This is a genomic window from Streptomyces clavuligerus, assembly GCF_005519465.1.
Classification (GTDB): Bacteria; Actinomycetota; Actinomycetes; order Streptomycetales; family Streptomycetaceae; genus Streptomyces; species Streptomyces clavuligerus.
The window spans coordinates 4,207,161-4,226,417 of sequence record NZ_CP027858.1 but is presented as its reverse complement, the minus strand read 5'-3'; the positions used below and the strand labels follow the sequence as shown (position 1 = coordinate 4,226,417).

Annotated in this window: 14 protein-coding genes; 8 read left to right on the top strand and 6 right to left on the bottom strand. The window is 72.6% G+C overall.

Going from position 1 to position 19,257, the window contains the following annotated elements; translation table 11 throughout:
* Nucleotides 1–379: 379 nt before the first annotated feature.
* Entirely contained in the window at nucleotides 380–643 is a 264-nt protein-coding gene (locus CRV15_RS17845; protein ID WP_003956777.1) for a WhiB family transcriptional regulator, read from the bottom strand.
* Between the two features lie 884 nt (nucleotides 644–1,527).
* Here CRV15_RS17845 and CRV15_RS17835 point away from each other — a divergent pair.
* From CRV15_RS17835 to CRV15_RS17825, 3 genes are read left to right on the top strand one after another with little or no spacing between them, the layout of a single operon-like run.
* Nucleotides 1,528–2,085 (top strand): cysteine dioxygenase, encoded by a 558-nt coding sequence (locus tag CRV15_RS17835; RefSeq protein WP_003956775.1) that lies wholly within the window; start codon nucleotides 1,528–1,530, stop codon nucleotides 2,083–2,085.
* Nucleotides 2,086–2,089: 4 nt separating this feature from the next.
* Nucleotides 2,090–3,046 carry a 2-phospho-L-lactate transferase gene (gene cofD / locus CRV15_RS17830; RefSeq protein WP_003956774.1) on the top strand — a complete coding sequence of 319 codons (957 nt, stop codon included), beginning with the start codon at nucleotides 2,090–2,092 and terminating at the stop codon, nucleotides 3,044–3,046.
* Entirely contained in the window at nucleotides 3,043–4,653 is a 1,611-nt protein-coding gene (locus CRV15_RS17825) for a coenzyme F420-0:L-glutamate ligase (RefSeq protein ID WP_003960678.1), read from the top strand. The genes cofD and CRV15_RS17825 overlap by 4 nt, the downstream gene beginning before the upstream one ends.
* A gap of 127 nt (nucleotides 4,654–4,780) precedes the next feature.
* Here CRV15_RS17825 and CRV15_RS17820 read toward each other — a convergent pair whose 3' ends face one another.
* From CRV15_RS17820 to CRV15_RS17810, 3 genes are all read right to left on the bottom strand, one after another.
* Nucleotides 4,781–5,749 (bottom strand): DNA-3-methyladenine glycosylase family protein, encoded by a 969-nt coding sequence (locus tag CRV15_RS17820; RefSeq protein ID WP_003956772.1) that lies wholly within the window; start codon nucleotides 5,747–5,749, stop codon nucleotides 4,781–4,783.
* A 625-nt stretch (nucleotides 5,750–6,374) separates the two neighbouring features.
* On the bottom strand, nucleotides 6,375–7,457 hold the full coding sequence (gene manB / locus CRV15_RS17815; RefSeq protein ID WP_003960679.1) for a mannose-1-phosphate guanylyltransferase: 1,083 nt from the start codon (nucleotides 7,455–7,457) through the stop codon (nucleotides 6,375–6,377).
* A 336-nt stretch (nucleotides 7,458–7,793) separates the two neighbouring features.
* Nucleotides 7,794–9,107 (bottom strand): peptidoglycan recognition protein family protein, encoded by a 1,314-nt coding sequence (locus CRV15_RS17810; protein WP_003960680.1) that lies wholly within the window; start codon nucleotides 9,105–9,107, stop codon nucleotides 7,794–7,796.
* Between the two features lie 128 nt (nucleotides 9,108–9,235).
* On the opposite strand from CRV15_RS17810, the gene CRV15_RS17805 reads away from it, so the two are divergent.
* The 4 genes from CRV15_RS17805 to CRV15_RS17790 all read left to right on the top strand — a co-directional run bounded on the left by CRV15_RS17805 (nucleotide 9,236) and on the right by CRV15_RS17790 (nucleotide 15,781).
* Complete coding sequence (locus tag CRV15_RS17805; RefSeq protein ID WP_029182942.1) at nucleotides 9,236–9,985, top strand: TIGR03089 family protein; 750 nt, start codon at nucleotides 9,236–9,238, stop codon at nucleotides 9,983–9,985.
* Between the two features lie 538 nt (nucleotides 9,986–10,523).
* Nucleotides 10,524–11,819 (top strand): LCP family protein, encoded by a 1,296-nt coding sequence (locus CRV15_RS17800; protein ID WP_003956765.1) that lies wholly within the window; start codon nucleotides 10,524–10,526, stop codon nucleotides 11,817–11,819.
* A gap of 218 nt (nucleotides 11,820–12,037) precedes the next feature.
* Nucleotides 12,038–13,897 carry an LCP family protein gene (locus tag CRV15_RS17795; protein WP_009996359.1) on the top strand — a complete coding sequence of 620 codons (1,860 nt, stop codon included), beginning with the start codon at nucleotides 12,038–12,040 and terminating at the stop codon, nucleotides 13,895–13,897.
* Nucleotides 13,898–13,960: 63 nt separating this feature from the next.
* On the top strand, nucleotides 13,961–15,781 hold the full coding sequence (locus tag CRV15_RS17790) for an LCP family protein (RefSeq protein WP_003960682.1): 1,821 nt from the start codon (nucleotides 13,961–13,963) through the stop codon (nucleotides 15,779–15,781).
* 86 nt (nucleotides 15,782–15,867) lie between these two features.
* On the opposite strand, the gene CRV15_RS17785 is transcribed toward CRV15_RS17790, so the two are convergent.
* Entirely contained in the window at nucleotides 15,868–16,887 is a 1,020-nt protein-coding gene (locus CRV15_RS17785) for a glycosyltransferase family 2 protein (protein ID WP_003956762.1), read from the bottom strand.
* A 242-nt stretch (nucleotides 16,888–17,129) separates the two neighbouring features.
* On the opposite strand from CRV15_RS17785, the gene CRV15_RS17780 reads away from it, so the two are divergent.
* Entirely contained in the window at nucleotides 17,130–18,599 is a 1,470-nt protein-coding gene (locus tag CRV15_RS17780) for an LCP family protein (RefSeq protein ID WP_049887375.1), read from the top strand.
* A gap of 80 nt (nucleotides 18,600–18,679) precedes the next feature.
* On the opposite strand, the gene CRV15_RS17775 is transcribed toward CRV15_RS17780, so the two are convergent.
* The gene (locus CRV15_RS17775) at nucleotides 18,680–19,228 is read right to left on the bottom strand and encodes an acyl-CoA thioesterase (protein WP_003956760.1); all 549 of its coding nucleotides are present in this window, start codon (nucleotides 19,226–19,228) and stop codon (nucleotides 18,680–18,682) included.
* Nucleotides 19,229–19,257: the final 29 nt, after the last annotated feature.

Below are 19,257 nucleotides of genomic sequence, written 5' to 3'. Positions count from 1 at the left end.
GAGCCCTTCCCCAAGGGGCGGGCGCGGTTCCCGGGCCGGTGTGCCGGGGCCGGTCCGGTGGGCGGGCCCGGGGCCCTCCGGGAGGGGCCGGGAGGCGGGACCGGCTCAAGCCCGGGGCCCGGGCCTGGCCCCGGGAACACAGAACGGTCCGCCGATCGCTCCGGCGTCTGCTGACGCCGCGACGGCGGACCGTGACAGGTTTTCCGTTGTCCGCCGCCGCCGTATGCGGAGTCGTCCGACGCGCGGCGGAGCGGGAATGAACGTGGTGGCGGTATCGGGGCTGTCGGCGGATTCGCCGGTATCCTCGGTATCCGCGGCCGGGTTACCGTTCCGGTTCGCGGGCCGCCCCGGATTCGGTTCCCGGATATTCGCTGGGTTTTCAGACGGCGGCCTTCTTCAGCCGACGCCGCTCACGCTCGCTCAGTCCGCCCCAGATTCCGAATCTTTCATCGTTGGCGAGCGCGTACTCAAGGCATTCGGCGCGGACTTCGCAGGCGAGGCAGACCTTTTTGGCCTCGCGTGTGGAACCGCCTTTTTCAGGGAAGAAGGACTCTGGATCGGTCTGGGCGCACAACGCACGCTCCTGCCAGCCGATTTCGTCGTCCGCGTCCTCGACCAGCAGTTGTTCGAACAGCTCGGTCATGTGCGCCCCTCGTCTGTCTTTGCGTCCCCGTGATGTTGCCGTGAGCGATTTCGGCCAAACGACACGAGTGAAATTACAAGTACGTGCTTCGCCCCAGTCAAGCGGGGATCTGCTATTGGGCCAGGTATTCACTCTGCGGAACCAAGGCTATGCGGAAAGTGTTCAAATCACCAAAAATCTGACACATGCCAGCGGCCAGTTCCGCCGCCCCGGGCACACCCTCCCCCCGCACGAGTGAAGACGGTGCGGCGATCGATCTTGTTGCGATCCGGCCACCGGGGCGACACGGATCACAGCGCGGTCACCGCCGTTCCGCGTGACACAAGTGACACGAGTGGCATTCGACGGAGCCCGACGGCGTTCGACGGGGTTCGACGGGGTTCGACGGGGTTCGACGGGGTTCACACGTACGGGGCCACAGCGGGCACGGGGCTGCTGCCCGTGTCTCCGCCCGGCGGAGCGAGCAAACCTTTCTGCGGATTCCGTGACCGCATGAGGTGAAACATTGCCGCCAAATCGGTCATTGAGTTGACATGTAAGACGCCCACCCGTCACCTTGGGTGCCATGCCAGCCACCTCAGCATCTTTCGCGACCCCCGTCCGCGGGTTCCGCAGTGCTGTCCAGGCGCGCTGTTGCTGTTCCAGCTGTTGTTGATCCCAGCTGTCGATGCCGCCGCTCGTGCCGGCACAGCCGATCCGGCTTTTCCCGCACGACTGCCGTCCTGACCGTATGACCGCGTGACGCAGGCGAACCGTGCCGACGCGGTCCGTGTCCCACGCTTTCGCCCCGCGCCGACGATGCCGCCGAGCCGCCGCCCCGTCGTGACGCGCCGCGCAGCTCATCGCACCTGTCCGCACGCATCCGCCGAGGAACCACCGCAGCCATGAACAGCGACAGCGACCTCCAGATCGCCGGCGACATCCTCGCCGTCCAGCATCTGCTCCAGCCCGCCGCCGAACACCCCAGCACCGTCGCCGACTTCGTCGGACTCGCCCGTTCCGTCGCCGCCGACCGGGCGCGGTGGGCGCCACTGGTGCGGTACGACGCCACCACCCGCTGGTACCACCGGCTGCGGACGGGCCCCGGCTACGAGGTGTGGCTGCTCTCCTGGCTGCCGGGGCAGAGCAGCGGGGCCCACGACCACGGACGCTCGTCCGGAGTGCTCACCGTCCTCCGGGGCACCCTCACCGAGCACACACGGCGGGGACCGCACACGCTGGCCGCGGGGGCGCAGCGGGTCTTCGCCCCCGGGCATGCGCACGATGTGGTCAACGACGCGCTGGAGCCCGCGGTCTCCCTCCATGTCTACTTCCCCGGGCTGACCGAGATGCCGATGCACGGCGCGGCCGGCCGTACGGCGGACACGGACGCGAACGTCACCGCCCCGCAGCCGACGGCCACCACCCGTACCGCGACGGACGTCCTCCGCCTGACAAACTGAGCGCATGCGCATTGTGGTTCTGGCCGGGGGCATCGGTGGTGCCCGTTTTCTGCGTGGTCTTCAGCGGGCCGCGCCCGACGCGGATGTCACGGTGATCGGGAACACCGGGGACGACATCCATCTGTTCGGACTCAAGGTCTGCCCCGACCTCGACACCGTGATGTACACCCTGGGCGGCGGCATCAACGAGGAGCAGGGCTGGGGGCGTCAGGACGAGAGCTTCAAGGTCAAGGAGGAGCTGGCGGCGTACGGCGTCGGCCCGGAGTGGTTCGGGCTCGGCGACCGTGACTTCGCCACCCATATCGTCCGGACGCAGATGATCGCGGCGGGCTATCCGCTCAGCGCGGTCACCGAGGCGCTCTGCGCCCGCTGGCAGCCCGGTGTACGGCTGCTGCCGATGTCCGACGACCGCGTCGAGACCCATGTGGCCGTGGAGCTGGACGGGGAGCGGAAGGTCATCCACTTCCAGGAGTACTGGGTGAGGCTGCGGGCCTCCGTGGCCGCCGAGGCCGTCGTCCCCGTCGGCGCCGAACAGGCCAAGCCCGCGCCGGGTGTGCTGGAGGCGGTCGCCGCCGCCGACGTGGTGCTCTTCCCGCCGTCGAACCCGGTCGTCAGCGTCGGCACCATCCTCGCCGTACCGGGCATCCGGGAGGCGGTCGCGGAGGCGGGCGTCCCGGTCGTGGGGCTCTCCCCCATCGTCGGGAACGCCCCCGTGCGCGGGATGGCCGACAAGGTGCTGGCCGCGGTCGGCGTCGAGGCCACCGCGGCGGCCGTGGCACGGCACTACGGGCCCGGGCTGCTGGACGGCTGGCTGGTGGACACCGTGGACACGGCGGCGGTGGCCGAGGTCGAGGCGGCGGGCATCCGCTGCCGGGCCGTGCCGCTGATGATGACGGACCTGGCGGCGACCGCGGAGATGGCGCGGCAGGCGCTCGCGCTCGCCGAGGAGGTGCGGGGATGACCGCCTTCCAGGAACCGGTCCGGGCAGCCGCGCAGACATCCGTCCAGGCATCCGCGCAGGCATCCGCCGAAGCGTCGGCTGAGGCGTCGGCTGAGGCCCGCGCGCAGGCGTCCGCTGAGGCCCGCGCGCGGGCGGCCGTGGAGCAGGCGTCCGGCGCGGGTGCGCCGCACCTCGCGGAGCCGGGGCGGCCCGCGCCGCTCGACGGAGCGCCGCCGTTCGGCACCCCGTCCGAAACCCCGTCCGTGCTCGGCGGGCCCGGGGCGGCCGTCGGCGAGGGGGACGCGCCCTCGTTCTCCGTACGGGCCCTGACCGGGTTCCCCGAGGTGCGGCCCGGTGACGACATCGCGGCGCTGATCGCCGCCGCCCGGCCCGGTCTCGCCGACGGCGACATCCTGATCGTCACCTCCAAGATCGTGAGCAAGGCCGAGGGCCGGGTGCTCGCCGCCGCCGACCGCGAGGCCGCCATCGACGCGGAGACCGTCCGGGTCGTCGCCCGGCGCGGCACCCTGCGGATCGTCGAGAACCGGCTGGGACTGGTGATGGCCGCCGCCGGGGTCGACGCGTCCAACACGCCCTCCGGGACCGTGCTGCTGCTGCCCACCGACCCCGACGCCTCCGCGCGCGCCATCCGCGCCGGGCTGCGCGCGGCGCTCGGCGTGGATGTGGGGGTCGTCGTCACCGACACCTCGGGGCGGCCGTGGCGCTCGGGTCTGACCGACATCGCGATCGGCGCCGACGGGGTCGCGGTCCTCGACGATCTGCGCGGCGGGACCGACGCGTACGGCAATCCGCTGACCGCGACCATCGTCGCCACCGCCGATGAGCTGGCCGCCGCCGGTGATCTCGTCAAGGGCAAGGCGGCGGGGCTGCCGGTGGCCGTGGTGCGCGGGCTCGGGCGGCTCGTGGGCGACCGCCCAGGAGACGACGGGGACGAGGGGACGGAGCGCGGGACAGGGGCCCGGGCGCTGGTGCGTTCCGCCGGGGGGGACCTGTTCCGGCTGGGCACCTCCGAGGCGGTGCGGGAGGCGGTCGCGCAGCGGCGCACCGTGCGGGAGTTCACGGACCGGCCGGTCGACCCCGGCGCGGTGCGGCGCGCGGTGGCCGCCGCGGTGACCGCGCCCGCTCCGCACCACACCACGCCCTGGCGGTTCGTCCTGCTCGAATCGGAGTCCTCGCGCACGGAGCTGCTGGACGCGATGCGGGACGCCTGGATCGCGGATCTGCGGCGGGACGGGAAGTCCGAGGAGTCGATCGCCAAACGGGTGCGGCGCGGCGAGGTGCTGCGCCGGGCCCCGTATCTCGTCGTCCCCTGTCTGGTGGCGGACGGTTCGCACCACTACGGCGACGCGCGGCGGGACACCGCCGAGCGCGAGATGTTCGTGGTGGCCATGGGCGCCGGGGTGCAGAACCTGCTGGTGGCGCTCGCGGGCGAGGGCCTGGGGTCGGCGTGGGTGTCGTCGACGATGTTCTGCCGGGACGTCGTACGGAGCGTGCTGGCGCTGCCGGAGCACTGGGACCCGATGGGGGCAGTGGCCGTGGGGCACGCGGCGGCGCCGCCGAAGGAACGGCCGGGGCGGGAGCCGGAGGCGTTCATCGAGGTGCGCTGACCGTCCGGTGTCCGGGCCGCGCCGGGCCCGTGCCGTGCGTGCCCCGACCGTCCCGTGTCCGGGCCGTTCCCCGTCGATCCGGGCCGTTCCCGTCGAAGGGGAACCGGTCGCGGCCCCGGCGGGGCCGTCAGAGCCGGCCGATGTGCACGCGCGGCATCTTCGGGGTGCGGCGCGGCGGGACCCTGCCGCTCAGCAGGATCAGCCGCGCCGCGCGATGGCGCTGGCCCGCGTAGGGCGCGAGCAGGTCGAGCATGGCCGTGTCGTCGGCGTCGCGGTTCCCGGTCAGGGCGTATCCGACGATCCCGGGGAGATGGAGATCGCCGACGGTGACGGCGTCGGGGGCGCCGTGGCTGCGCTGGACCGTCTCGGTCGAGGTCCACGGCCCGATGCCGGGGATCAGTTCCAGCCGGGCGCGGGCCTGCTCGGGCGGCAGCCCGGCCGTCTCCTCCAGCCGGTGGGCGACGCGGGCCGCGCGCAGGATCGTGGCGGCGCGCTTGTCGTCGACCCCGGCCCGGTGCCACTCCCAGGAGGGGACGAGCGACCAGGTGCGGGCGTCGGGCAGCACGAACAGACCGGGGGTGGGCCCGGGCGCGGCCTCCCCGTGCCTCCGGACGAGGAGCCGCCAGGCGCGGTACGCCTCGTCCGTGGTGACCTTCTGTTCCAGGATCGTGGGGATCAGCGTCTCCAGGACCAGGCCGGTACGGGTGAGGCGCAGACCGGGGCGGCGGCGCTGGGACAGCGCGACGAGCCGGTGCCGGGGGACGAGGGCGCCGGGGTCGTCGTCGGCGCCCAGCAGCGCGGGCAGCCCGTCCAGCAGCCAGGCGGCGCCCGGCCCCCAGGCGTGGGCCTCGACCTGGTCGCCGACGGCCGTGATCCGGAGGCTGCCGGGCCCCTCGGGGGTGCGGCTCGTCCGCCAGAAGGCGCCGTCGGGTGTGGCGCGGTAGGTGGGGTCCGCCGGTCCGCGCCGCAACGGGGTGAGGACCAGCCCCAGGTCCAGCGGTCCGGGCGGCGTCCAGCGGCGGGCCGGGGCGGACGGCTGCACCGGGCGCGCCGCGGCGGGCGCGGGGCGCGGGGCGGGCTGGAAACGGCCTGACACGGAATCCCTCGGAACGGGTCGCGCGCGACGACCGCGACGGCATGGACCGGGTTCGTCGCCCGGGTTCACCTCCGAGGGTAGGCGGTGCCCCCGGCTGGCCGGCGGCCCCGTCGCCGATGCCTGATCCCGTTCCCGACCCGCGGCCCCGATCCCGATTCCCGTTCCCGAGCCCCGACCCCCGATCCCGTTCCCGTTCCCTGATCCCGTTCCTGGTCCGCAGCCGGGCCGGGCCGGGCCGGGCGCTGGACGTGTACCGCCGCCGGGCCGGGAGGGCCCGGGCCACCGCCGTCGCCCCCGGGCAGATCCGCCCTGACACGGCCGGCACGGGCCCGCGCCGCCCCCGTCCGGGGCACCGGACCGGGCGTCGCCCGGGCACCACCCGGCCTGGGGCGCCTCGCTCCCCGGCCGGGGTTCGTCCGGCACCGCCTGGGCCGGGAAATCCGCCCGCCAGGGTCTGGGCGATGACCGCGCGGGCCCGGGATCACCCGTCCCGGGAGCGTTCAGGGGCCCGCGCTCCGGCCGGGAGGCGGCCCATCGGCACCGGAGAGCCACCCTGCCGGGACGCAGCCAGGGCCGGGCGGCCCCGGCCCGCCGCAGGATCGGCCGCAGGAGGCCCAGGAGGCCCCTACTGGTCCGACGAGAAGCGCAGGGAAGCCGCCGGGAGGACCGCGTCGCACCACACCCTGGCGCCGTCCCGCAGTTCGTTGTCGGGGCCGACGGTGGCTCCGTCGCCGATGACCGAGTGGGTGAGGATCGTCCGGGCGCCGATGCGGGCGTGGGCGCCGATCAGGGAGGACGAGATCCGGGCGCCCTCCTCGACGACCGCGCCCGCGAGGACGACGCTGCCGTCGACCCGGGCGCCCGGGGCCACCGTCGCCCCCTCGCAGACGACGGTGCCGCCGGTCAGCTTGGCGTCGGCGGCGACCCGGGCGGACGGCAGGACGAGCCGGTCGCCGCAGCGGCCGGGCACCGCCGGGGAGGGGGCGCGGCCCAGGACGAGGTCGGCGGAGCCGCGGACGAACGCCTGCGGGGTGCCGAGGTCGAGCCAGTAGGTCGAGTCGACCATGCCCTGGAGGTGGGCGCCCGCGGCGAGCAGCTCCGGGAAGGTCTCCCGTTCCACCGAGACGGGACGGCCCGCCGGGATGGTGTCGATGACCGACCGGCGGAACACATACGCGCCCGCGTTGATCTGGTCGGTGACGATCTCCTCCGGGGTCTGCGGCTTCTCCAGGAACGCCGTGACCCGGCCGGTCGCGTCCGTCGGGACCAGGCCGAAGGCGCGGGGGTCCGGCACCCGGGTCAGATGCAGGGAGACCTCGGCCCCGCTCGCCCGGTGCACCTCGACGAGGGCCGGGATGTCCAGGCCGGTCAGGATGTCCCCGTTGAAGATCAGGACGGGGTCGTCCGGGCCGGAGTGCAGCCGGTGGGCCACGTTCCGGATCGCCCCGCCCGTGCCCAGCGGCTCCTCCTCGGTGACGTACTCCAGGTGCAGGCCGAGGGAGGACCCGTCCCCGAAGTACGGCTCGAAGACCTCCGCCAGATAGGACGTCGCCAGCACGATGTGCTCGACGCCCGCCGCCCTCGCCCGCGCGAGCTGGTGCGTGAGGAAGGGGACACCCGCCGCCGGGACCATCGGCTTGGGGGTGTTCACGGTGAGCGGGCGCAGCCTGGTGCCCTTGCCGCCGACCAGGAGGATCGCTTCTGTCACCTTGTCGTCTCTGCTTCCTGTTTCCGGGCCGGAGGGGGCATGCGTAGAAGGGTCGTTCGTTCGAGATCGGTCAGAGATTGATCAGAGATCGGTCAGTTTATGCAGCGACGGCGGCTACCGTGGGCCGATCCGCCGGACACGTACGGACACGTACGGACACCGATGAACACCGATCGACGCCGGTGAACGCCGACGGGCACGGACGGGTACCGACGGGCACGGACCAGCACGGACCGGCACCTACAGGCACGTCCGGGCACCGAAGGGCACCGACCGGCACCGACCGGCGCCACCGCGGAGAGCCCGGCCCCGGGCCCGCCGGGGCGGCCCCGCCCGTCAGCGCCCCTGATAACCGGCCGCCGCCGTACGCGCCCCGCCGAGCTTCCCGTAGAGGCGGGCGCCCGGACAGTCCGTGTTGAAGCCGTCGCGGTGCCCGGAGATGACGTTGAACGTGACCTTCCGGCCCTTGGCGTACTTGCCGCTGCCCCCGGAGACCAGCGTGACCCTGCCCTTCGGGTTGCCCTGGAACAGCCCGAGCTTCCAGGCGGTGAGTTTCGCGATCCCGGTGACGGCCGCCGCGGGCGGGGTCGAGCGGCTGTACGAGCCCAGTACCGCGATGCCCATGCTGTTGGTGTTGAAGCCCAGCGTGTGCGCGCCCCGCACCGCCTTGGTGACGCCTCCCGCGCGGCCCTCGTAGATGTTTCCGCACTTGTCGACGGCGAAGTTGTAGCCGATGTCCCGCCAGCCGCTGCTCACGACGTGGTAGCGGTAGATACCGCGCAGCACGGAGGGCGCCTGCTTGCAGCTGTAGTTGTTGCCGGTGGCGCTGTGGTGGACGAACGCCGCCTTCACCGTCTTGGTGTACGCGAAACCCTTCTCCCGCAGCGACTCGCTGGCGCCCCAGCCCTGACGGGTGACGATCTTCGGCCGGGGGCCGATGTACGGCTTGGCGGCGGGGGCCGCGGGGATCGCCGCCGGGGCGTCCGGGGCGCGCGCCGGCTCGGGCCGGGCGGCGGCGGAGCCCGCGGGCGGGCGGCCCGGGTCGACCAGTTCGAGCCGGAGCCCGTGCGGCAGCGAGGGCGCGGGGAACGGTTCGGCGGCCCGGGGCCGGACCCGGACCTCCACGCCGTCGGACGGGCCCACCCACAGCGGGGCCGTGGCGCCGCGGGCCGCCCGGTGCTCGGCCGTGCCGGGGTCGGCGCCGTGCTCGTGGTGGTGGGTCTCCACGCTCTGCCAGCCCGTCCAGCGGGTGGCGCCGATGGGCCGGGTACGGACCTGGACGGTGCCGAGCAGTTCACTCGCCGGGTCCGCCCAGACGACTCCGAGCAGGGAGAAGGGCGTGACCTCGGGGCGGAGCAGGGAGCGTTCGAGGGCGGGGGCGACGGACCGGCTGGCGGGGGCGGGCGGGAGCAGCGCGAGGGACTGGGTCGTCCCGGGGATGCCGTCGGACGACCGGAGGTGTCCGGCGCCATCGGCCGTCGCGCCGGGCCCCGGGGCCCCCGAGGCCGCCGGGGTCCGCGAGGCCGCTGAGCCTGTCGAGGCCGCTGTGTCCGTCAAGGCCGTGGAGGCCGCCGGGAGGGAGAGGGAGAGCGGGAGGGCGAGCGCCGCGGAGACCGCGACGCCGATCGGGTTGACCAGATGTCCACGCATGCAGAAGATCCTGAGCCGTCGGCGCGGGACGCGCCCGCCGGGAACGTGACGGCGTGTCGGACCGACCGGGGTATCCGCTCACCGGGACGGCGGCCCCCGCGCACGGCGTGGCGCGTACCCTATCGCTGATGAACGCCAGCGACCGTACCCCTGCCGACCTGCTGCGATCCGCGCTCGCCGCGGACCCCGCGCGGCCCTTGGTCACGTTTTACGACGACGCCACCGGTGAGCGCGTCGAACTGTCCGTCGCCACCTTCGCCAATTGGGTGGCCAAGACGGCCAATCTGCTCCAGGACGAACTGGCGGCCGAGCCGGGCGACCGGCTCGCGCTGCTGCTGCCCGCCCACTGGCAGAGCGCGGTCTGGCTGATCGCCGCCGCCTCGGCGGGCGTGACGGTCGAGATCGGTGGCGATCCGGCCGACGCCGATCTGGTGGTCAGCGGCCCGGACACGCTGGACGCGGCGCGCGCCTGCGGCGGTGAGCGGGTGGCGCTGGCGCTGCGTCCGCTGGGCGGCCGGTTCCCCGAGCCCCCGGCCGGGTTCGCCGACTACGCGGTGGAGGTGCCCTCGCAGGGCGACCGGTTCGCCCCGTACGCGCCGGTCGACCCGGACGCCGCGGCCCTGGTGGTCGACGGTGTGGAGCTGAGCGGCGCGGAGCTGGTGGCGCGGGCCCGGGCCGACGCGGCGGAGCTGGGGCTCACGGCCGGGTCGCGGGTGCTGACGGGACGGTCCTTCGGCACCTGGGAGGGGCTGTCCACGGGCCTGTTCGCACCGCTGGCCGCCGGTGGCTCGGTGGTGCTCTGCCGCCATCTCGACCGGCTGCCCGAGGACGGGCTGCGCCGCAGGGTGGAGACGGAGCAGGTGACCCACACCCGCTGAGACGAGGACGGGCCGGGCCCCGCCGGACGCCGGTGGGGGCCGGTCCCGGCACATCCCGCGCACCCGGCGCACCGGATACCCTGCGCCCGGCCCGCGGCATCCGGCGCACCCGGCGGGCGCGGTGGGCGCGGTGGAACAGGCCCGCGGAACGGCTCTGGCCACGGCCCCGCCTCGCCCGGCCCCGCTCTCCCCGCCCGCCTCCCCTGCCCCTCCTCCGTCTCCCTCACTTCTCCCCCCTCTCCCCCCTCTGCCCGCTCTTCCTGACTCCTCCCCCTTCCGTTTCCTCATTCCTCCCGTCTGCCTCCCTTCCTTCCCTCCCTCCCCAGCCTTCTTTTCCTCTCTTTCTCTCCTCCTCCTTCCTCTCTGGTCTCTCCCTGCCCCGCACCCGGCCCCCGGCCCCTCACCTGGAGCGCCGCCACGGAACCCCCAACTCCCGTGGCCACTGGCCGAAAACGCATGCTTTAACGCACAACCAAGCTCCCTGTTCAGCCGTCTACCCCTGCAACCGGTGTCCGGCGTGCCGCCGGTGCCAAGAAGAATGGACACAGACGTGACCGACAGTGCCGGCACCCTGGCCGAGCCCGAGGTACGGGCCGAAGCCACGGGCGTGGGCGACAGCGCCCGGCGGACGGACGACGGCCCCGCGCCCGCCCGCCGCTGGCGCTGGCTGCGCTGGGCCGCTCTCGCCACCTCGTTCGTCCTGCTGGCAGCCGCCGCGACGACCTGGTGGTTCTACCGTCGGCTCGACGCCAACATCACCACCGACACCGCCACCACCGTCGAGCTGAGGAGCTACGAGCGGGAGCGGCCGAAGCCCGTCGTCCACGACGCCCGCAACATCCTGGTCCTGGGCTCCGACACCCGGGCCGGGAAGGGCAACGGCAAGTACGGCCGGGACGACGGCGGCAGCCAGCGCGCCGACACCACGATCCTGCTCCATCTGGCCGCCGACCGGCGCAGCGCGACCGCGATGTCCATACCGCGCGATCTGATGGTGGGGATACCGAGCTGCCGCCGTGCCGACGGCTCCCGCAGCACCGCGCAGTTCGCCCAGTTCAACTGGGCCTTCGAGTTCGGCGGGGCCGCCTGCACCATCCGTACGGTCGAGCGGATGACCGGCATCCGCGTCGACCACCACGTCATCGTGGACTTCCGGGGCTTCAAGAAGATGGTGGACGCGGTCGACGGGGTCGAGGTCTGCCTCGCGGAGCCGGTCGACGACCCGGACGCCCGTCTCACGCTGGACGCGGGCCGGCAGACGCTGGACGGCGAGCAGGCCCTCGGCTACGTCCGGGCGCGCAAGGGCATCGGCGACGGCAGCGACACCGGGCGGATGGACCGCCAGCAGCAGTTCCTCGGCTCCCTGGTGAAGAAGGTGCAGAGCAACGGGGTGCTGCTCAACCCCGGCAGGCTCTACCCGGTGCTCCAGGCCGCGACCACCTCGCTGACCACCGACCCGGGGCTGGACTCGTTGAAGGATCTGTACGATCTCACCCGCTCGGTGCAGGACATACCCACCGGCAAGGTGCAGTTCCTTACCGTGCCCCGGCAGCCCTACTCCGCCGACCGCAACCGGGACGAACTGATACAGCCCGCCGCCGATCTGCTGTTCCGGCAGCTCCGCGAGGACAGGCCCATCACGGTGCTCCCCCGGGACAGCCACCCGAACGAAACAGGCAGCGCGGGCAACACGGACACCACAGACGGTATGAGCAAGTCTCAAATGAGCCAGATCGGCGAGCGGAAGCCGGAAGTCGATCCATCCACTTCCCCTGTCCCCGATCCCTCTCCCACGTACACAGGAACCAATGCGGCGGTGGGCATGTGCAAGTAAAACGCAGACCAAGCTCTGGTTCACACCATACGGATTGGGCGTATTGCCCGCTTGTAAGCGACGTGGAATTTGTCACTGGCGTCGCTCGACTGTGAACTGGGCGGATAGTGTGACGCGATCCGGCTTTCCCGGTCCGTGTGACAGTACTGCTGGACCGGGAGGCCGAGCGCCCGTGGGGGAGGCGCTTCGCGTGGCAGCGACGGAGGATTCAGAAAACCGTGGATGCGCAGAGCCGTGGGCGGGACGATTTCGACCCCGCCGACCAGTGGGTATTCAACCCACAGACCGGCAACTACGAGCTGCGACTGGATCACTCCATTCCGCATCCGGCGCCCGCGCCGCAGCCCGGCCTCAGATCCGGTGCCCCGGCCGCCCCGCTGGACGCGACGGCGCCCCTGGAGCAGTTCGACCCCGCCGATCTGCCCAGCCCCGGCGGCGCCCCGGCCCGGCCCGAGGTGCCCCGGCAGGGCACCCCGCGGCCCGGCGGACGGGCGGCGGGGCGGCGGGAACAGCAGCGGTCCGCCGAAGTGCCCGCGCAGCGCTCCCGCCGCTCGGGCGGGCGGGCGGCGAACCGTCCCTCGGGACGTGACGGCGGCGGTCAGCAGTCCCCGCCCCCGAGCCGCCGCAAGCGCAAGCCCCCCGCGGCCCGCAAGAAGAAGGCCCTGGTGTGGACCGGCGGTGTCCTGGGCTTCGTCCTGGTCGCCGGATCGGCCGCCGCGTACTACGTCTACGAGCGGCTGAACTCCGGTCTGCACACGCTGGACGTCAAGGGCGCGGGCACGGGCGGCTTCCGGAAGGACCGGCCCATCAACATCCTGGTCCTCGGCACGGACAAGCGCACCGGCGCGGGCAACACGTCCTACGGCGACCGCAACAGCGCCGGGCACGCCGACACCACGATCCTCTTCCATGTCTCCCAGGACCGGACGAACGCGACAGCGCTGTCGATCCCGCGCGATCTGCTCACCACCATCCCCGACTGCGAGACGAAGACGGACAACGGGACGATGACGGTCCCCGGCTCGTTGAACACCCGTTTCAACGAGAGTCTGGGCCAGGAGGGGCGGGACCCGGGCTGCTCGATGCGCACGGTCACCGAACTGACCGGCGTCCCCATCGACCACTTCATGATGGCCGACTTCAACGCGGTCAAGACGATGTCGACGGCGGTGGGCGGGGTCGAGGTCTGCCTCGGCAAGGCCATCAACGACAAGGACTCCAAACTCAACCTCCCCGCCGGTACGCACAATCTGAAGGGCGAGGACGCGCTCGCCTTCGTGCGCACCCGGCACTCGGTGGGCTTCGGCGGCGATCTGAGCCGGATCGAGATCCAGCAGCAGTTCCTCAGCTCGATGATCCGCAAGATGAAGTCGGGCGACACCCTGACCAACCCCAGCAAGATGTTCGGTCTGGCGGAGGCGGTCATCGACGCGCTCACCGTCGACACCGGCATAGGAAGCATCAAGAAGCTCCAGGAACTGGCCCTGGAGCTGGCCGAAGTGAACCCGAAGAACATCGCCTTCGTGACCGTGCCCGTGGTGGACAACACCGACAAGGTGACCGTCCTGCTCGACGAGGCCAAGGCGAAGCCCCTCTTCTCGATGATCAGGAACGACACCTCGCTGACCGAGGTGAAGAAGAAGGAGAAGGACGCCAAGGCCGCGGCCAGGAAGAAGCAGGAGGCCCTGCTGAAGGGTCCGCGTGCCGAGGCGTCCGAGGTCAGGGTCCAGATCTTCAACGGCAGCGAGACCCAGGGAGCCGCCGGGGAGACCCTGACCTGGCTCCAGACCCAGCAGGGCGTGCTGAAGTCGAGCAACGAGGGCAACGGGCCCAAGCTCAAGAAGACCCGGCTGGAGTACGCGCCCAACCAGGCCGACCAGGCGCGCAAGCTGGCGGACCTGATGGGTCTGCCCGCGACGGCCATGGTCCAGGGCGCGCAGGACGCCCAGGCCATGGAGCCGATGAAGCTCACCCTCGGCGACGACTTCGAGGACGCGGGCGTCCCCATCGCCGGACCGGCGAAGGCGCCGGAGGGTGTGAAGCAGGTCGCCGCGGACCAGACGGTGTGCGCGAAGTGACGCCATGCGCCATGTGACACGACGGCAGCCGGTCGTCCGGCGGGCCCGACAGGGGGATTCAGGGTGGGACACAACAGCGTGCACCGGGAGGGGATACCCGACAGCCCGGCCCGCCCCGCGGACCCCGGGCACCCCCGGGAGCAGGGCACGGACCGGGAGCCCGGCGCACCCGTTCCGGCCCCGCGCGGCCGACGGGGCGGCACCCGGCAGCGCCCGCCGTCCCGCAGGCGGCGGACGGACGGACGAACAGCCGGACGCACGGACGGGCGGCCGGGCACGGCACGCGACGGCGGCACCCGGCGCGCCGGACAGAAGCGGCAGGGGAAGAACGGCGGAAAGGGCAGGCGCCGCGCCCTGCGCTGGACCGCGACCGTGCTGTCCCTGCTGATCCTCGCGACCGGCGCCGCCGGATACCTCTACTACGAGCACCTCAACAGCAGGATCAAGAAGGACCGGCTGACCCTCGGCCGGACGATGCCCGGCCACAAGGCGAACGCGGCGGGCCAGACCCCGTTGAACATCCTGGTCATCGGCTCGGACGCGCGGAACAGCAAGGAGAATCAGCAGCTCGGCGGGGCGAAGGAGACGTTCAACAGCGCGCCTCTCGCGGATGTGCAGATGCTGATCCACCTCTCGGCCGACCGCTCCAACATCTCCGTGGTCAGCATGCCGCGCGACACCATGCTGCGCATCCCCGAGTGCGCGGACCCCAAGACGGGGAAGGTCCACCCGGCGAGCGACTGGGTCCAGACCAATGAGTCCCTGGGCCGTGGCGGCGCCGGCTGCACGGTCGCGACCTGGTACGAGCTGACCGGGATCACCATCGACCACTTCATGATGATCGACTTCGCGGGTGTGGTCTCCATGGCGGACGCCATCGGCGGCGTCCCGGTCTGTGTGAAGCAGAACATCCACTCCCGCACCCCGACGGGCGAGGGCTCCGGGCTGCGGCTGGCGGCGGGCACCACCCCGATCCAGGGCGAGGACGCGCTCAAGTGGCTGCGGACCCGCTACGGCTTCGGCGACGGCACGGATCTGGCCCGCACCCGGGCCCAGCACATGTACATGAACTCGATGGTGCGCCAGCTCCGGAAGAACACCAAGCTCAGCGACCCCGTCAAGCTGCGCAAGCTGGCCGAGGCGGCCATCGACGCCCTCACCGTGGACGAGGGCATCGAGTCGGTGAAGAAGCTCCTGGACATCGGGAACGAGCTGAAGGACGTCGCGCCCGAACGGATCACGATGAGCCGGATACCGGTCGACTACTCGAAGCGGCCCGGGTTCACCGGCAAGGTGGAACCGATCCCCGGCGAGGCGGAGAACGTCTTCCGGATGATCCGCGAGGACATCGCCCTGGACGGCAAGGACGCGAAGGACGGGAAGAACGGGAAGGGCACGAAGGGCGGCAAGGACAGCGCCGGGGGGAAGGGCTCCGAGGACGGCAAGAAGCCCGGGGCCGCCGCCCAGGACCCGGCCGCCGCGCCCGCCGAGATCGGCGTCCTGGTGCGCAACGGCACCGGTGGCGACGGCGCGCTGCCGCAGCGGGGCCGGGCCTCCGAGGTCAGCGCCCTGCTCCAGGGCAAGGGCTTCACCCAGGCGGTGGCGGACACCGCCGTCGACCCCCGGAAGGCCACCCTGATCCGCTTCTCCAACGTGGAGCTGGAGGGCGACGCCCAGGCGGTCGCCAAGGCCCTCGGCATCCCGCTGACGTCGGTCCGGAAGTCCACCGACGTCACCGGGATCGAACTCACCGTGGGCGCGGACTGGCGGCTGGGCTCCGCCTTCCCCGAACCGCAGGTCAGCAATAAGACGCCGGAGTCGGCGAACGCGCTCCGCGGCGACCAGGGCGGCTGTATGGACGTACAGCCCGGCTTCACCTGGTAGCCGCGCGGACGGCGAACGGGAGGAGCCCCCGGCGACCGCGGTCGCCGGGGGCTCCTCCCGCGCACCCGTCACCGGGCGCGGGGGTCTCAGGCCGGTGCGGCGTCGGTCACGGCCGGGCGGCGGGAGGCGATGACCTTCCTCGCCAGCGCGCGCGGGCTGGTGAGGAAGCCGAAGCCCCAGGACATGTGCATGGTCGCCAGTGCCACGGGGATGCGCAGCCGGGCCGCGAGCGGCAGCCCGCGGCCCGCGGGGACGGAGCCCGCGACGATCGCCGCCAGATAGCCGCCGGGGATCACCAGCCCCCAGGGGGTGAGCACCGCGCCCACGACGGTGCCGCAGGCGATGGCGAGCAGCGCCACGGGCGGGGCGAGGTAGCGCAGATTGATCGAGCCCTGGTGGTAGCGGGCGACCACATGCCGCCAGCGGCCGTAGTCCTTGTACTGCTTGGCCAGGGCCCGTACCGAGGGCCGGGGCCGGTAGCTCACCCGCAGCTCGGGCGAGAACCAGATCAGCCCGCCCGCCTCGCGGATGCGGAAGTTCAGCTCCCAGTCCTGGGCGCGGATGAACTCCTCGTTGTAGCCGCCCTGCTGCTCCAGCGCCTCCCGGCGGAAGACCCCGAGGTAGACGGTCTCGGCCGGTCCGGCCGCCCCACCGGTGTGGAAGGCCGCGTTGCCCACGCCGACCTTGGAGGTCATCGCGGCGGCGACGGCGTGCTCCCAGTCGTTCTCGCCCTCGGCGTGCATGATGCCGCCGACGTTCTGCGCCCCGGTCTCCGCCAGGAGCCGTACGGCGGTGGCGATGTAGTTGGGTGACAGCATTCCGTGACCGTCAACGCGTACCACGATCGGGTGGTGCGAGGCGTTGATCGCGGCGTTGAGCGCGGCGGGCGTGCGCCCGGTGGGATTGGGCACGGTGTGGACGCGGGGATCCTCCCGCACCAGTTCGGCGGCGATCTCGTCGGTACGGTCCGTGGACGGCCCGAGCGCGATCACCACCTCCATCTCACCGTCGTACTCCTGCTCAAGGATGTGACGGACCGAGTTGCGCAGATGCCGTTCCTCATTGAGGACCGGCATGATCACGGAGACAGCGGGCGTGGCGTTCATCGTTCGCCACGTTACCGCGAATGGGGGAAAGGGACGCGCGGCGGCCACTGCGATGCGACGGACAGCAGATCGTATGGGCCTACGGTGTGCGGGTTCCCCCGTTCGCCGTCGTCCGCCTCCTTGGTGTCCCCGTCCTCTGCCCCCCCTTTTCCCCTGTCGTCCTCTGCCCCTCTTTCCCCCTGTCCTCTCTGCTCTCCCCGCCGTTGTTCGGCCGTCCGCCCGCGGAGGTGCCCCTCTTGCCCATGCCGCCCCCGTCCCGTTCCCCCCGGCACCGTCCGGTGCCCCGCCCCCGGCCGAATCCGGGGCCCAGGACGAGACAGCCGGTGGTCGTCGTCCGGCCGCGCTGGGGTCTGCGGCTGGCGACGGTGCTCTCGATGCTGGTGCTCGGCGCCGGGGCGATCGGGCATGCCGCGCTGACCAGCCTGGACACCCGGATCAACCGGGTGGACCCGTTCCGGGACATGAAGAACAGGCCTGCGGCGGGGCATGGGATGAACATCCTGGTCGTCGGCACCGACGGACGGGACCGGATCGGCGCGGAGGAGAAGGAGAAGTACCGGCTGGGCGGCGCGCCCTGCCACTGCACCGACACGATCATGCTGGTGCACCTCTCCGACGACAGCGGCCGGGCGAGTGTGGTGAGCCTGCCGCGCGACAGTTACGCGGAGGTCCCGGAGCACACGGACGAGAACACCGGGAAGCACCACGCGGCGCATCCGGTGAAGCTGAACGCCGCGTACGCGGAGGGCGGTCCTTCGCTGACCGTCCGCACGGTCGAGCACATGACCAAGGTGAAGATCGATCACTATCTGGAGGTCGACTTCACCAGCTTCATGAAGACCGTGGACGCGGTCGGCGGGGTGGAGATCTGCACGGCGCGGCCGATGGCGGACCGGTACACCGGGCTCGCCCTCACGGCGGGCAGGCACCGGCTGAACGGGGGGCAGGCGCTCCAGTACGTCCGTTCCCGGCATGTGGACGGGGCGGCCGACCTGGGCCGGATGGGGCGGCAGCAGCGATTCGTTGCGGCCCTGATCCAGCAGGCGAGCAGCAGCGGGGTGCTGCTCAACCCGGTGCGGTTCCGTGAGGTGGCCGCCACGATGCTGGGCTCGGTACGGGCGGATGAGGGGTTCGGCTCCGACGAGATGCTGGCGCTGGGGGCGGCGATGCGCGGGTTCTCGGCGGCGTCCTCGGAGTTCACGTCCGTCCCCATCGGCGCGATGGAGACCGTCCCGGGCATCGGCGCGACGGTGAAGTGGGACACCGCGAAGGCAGAGCGGCTGTTCCGGATGGTCCGGGAGGACAAGCCGCTCGCCGGGGCGCGGCCGGGGAAGAAGCGGGCGCGGCTGGTCGAGGTGTCGCCGCGGCAGATCCGCGTCCAGGTCTACAACGGCACCGGGCGGGACGGTCTGGGGCGCACGGTCGACGCGGCGCTGCGGTCGACCGGTTTCGCCACCACGCGGGCGCCGCTGAACGGGGCGGCCCCGGGGGTGGAGCGGACGTATGTGACGTACGACCCGCGCTGGGACCGCTCGGCGCGCACGCTGGCGACGGCGCTGCGCGGCTGTGAGCTGCGCGCGGCGCCGGGACAGGGGCCCACGCTGCGGGTGGTGGCGGGGGCGGACTACGCGGGGGTGGTGCCGGTGCGGGCGCAGGACGCGTATCAGGGGGAGCCCGGGGCGGTGACGGGGGACGAGGTGACGTGCCCATGAGGCACTTGCGGCGCCTCGGTCACCCCGGCCGTCTCAGTCTGCTCGGCCCGCTCAAGCGCCTCGGCCGTCCGCGGCGCGGCTCAGTCCTCGATGCCCTCGGCGGCGCGGCTCTCGCGCAGCTCCTTGATCGCGCGGCGGCGGGCGAGCCGGTGCGTGCGCCGGATCTGGGCCTCCTGGTAGCGCCGCTTGTCGCGCTCGCTCTCGGGGATCACGGGCGGCACCGGCCGGGGCCTGCCGTCCGCGTCCACGGCGGCGAAGACGAGATACGCGGAGCCGACCTGCTGTGCGGGGGTCGACTCGTTCCACCGCTCGGCCAGCACTCGGACGCCGACCTCCATCGAGGAGCGTCCGGTCCAGTTGACCTGTGCCTTCACATAAACGAGGTCTCCCACTCTGACCGGCTCCAGGAAGACCATCTCGTCCATGGAGGCGGTGACGGCGGGACCGCCGGAGTGCCGGCCCGCGACCGCGCCCGCCGCGTCGTCCACCAGCTTCATGATCACGCCGCCGTGCACGGTACCCAGGAGGTTGGTGTCACTGCCGGTCATGATGGTGCTGAGGGTGGTGCGCGAGGCGGCTGTGGCCTTGCCCTCGATCGCCGGTTCCGGGCGCTGGACCTGTTCCGTCATGTCCCCACTGTAGGTGGATGACGGGTTTA

Bases quoted from the DNA above. Each gene is read 5' to 3' on its own strand.
- CRV15_RS17800 (WP_003956765.1), top strand. From the start codon at position 10,524: ATGGACACAGACGTGACCGACAGTGCCGGCACCCTGGCCGAGCCCGAG.
- CRV15_RS17845 (WP_003956777.1), bottom strand. From the start codon at position 643: ATGACCGAGCTGTTCGAACAACTGCTGGTCGAGGACGCGGACGACGAA.
- CRV15_RS17805 (WP_029182942.1), top strand. From the start codon at position 9,236: ATGAACGCCAGCGACCGTACCCCTGCCGACCTGCTGCGATCCGCGCTC.
- CRV15_RS17775 (WP_003956760.1), bottom strand. From the start codon at position 19,228: ATGACGGAACAGGTCCAGCGCCCGGAACCGGCGATCGAGGGCAAGGCC.
- CRV15_RS17835 (WP_003956775.1), top strand. From the start codon at position 1,528: ATGAACAGCGACAGCGACCTCCAGATCGCCGGCGACATCCTCGCCGTC.
- CRV15_RS17780 (WP_049887375.1), top strand. From the start codon at position 17,130: ATGCCGCCCCCGTCCCGTTCCCCCCGGCACCGTCCGGTGCCCCGCCCC.
- cofD (WP_003956774.1), top strand. From the start codon at position 2,090: ATGCGCATTGTGGTTCTGGCCGGGGGCATCGGTGGTGCCCGTTTTCTG.
- CRV15_RS17785 (WP_003956762.1), bottom strand. From the start codon at position 16,887: ATGAACGCCACGCCCGCTGTCTCCGTGATCATGCCGGTCCTCAATGAG.
- CRV15_RS17825 (WP_003960678.1), top strand. From the start codon at position 3,043: ATGACCGCCTTCCAGGAACCGGTCCGGGCAGCCGCGCAGACATCCGTC.
- CRV15_RS17810 (WP_003960680.1), bottom strand. From the start codon at position 9,107: ATGCGTGGACATCTGGTCAACCCGATCGGCGTCGCGGTCTCCGCGGCG.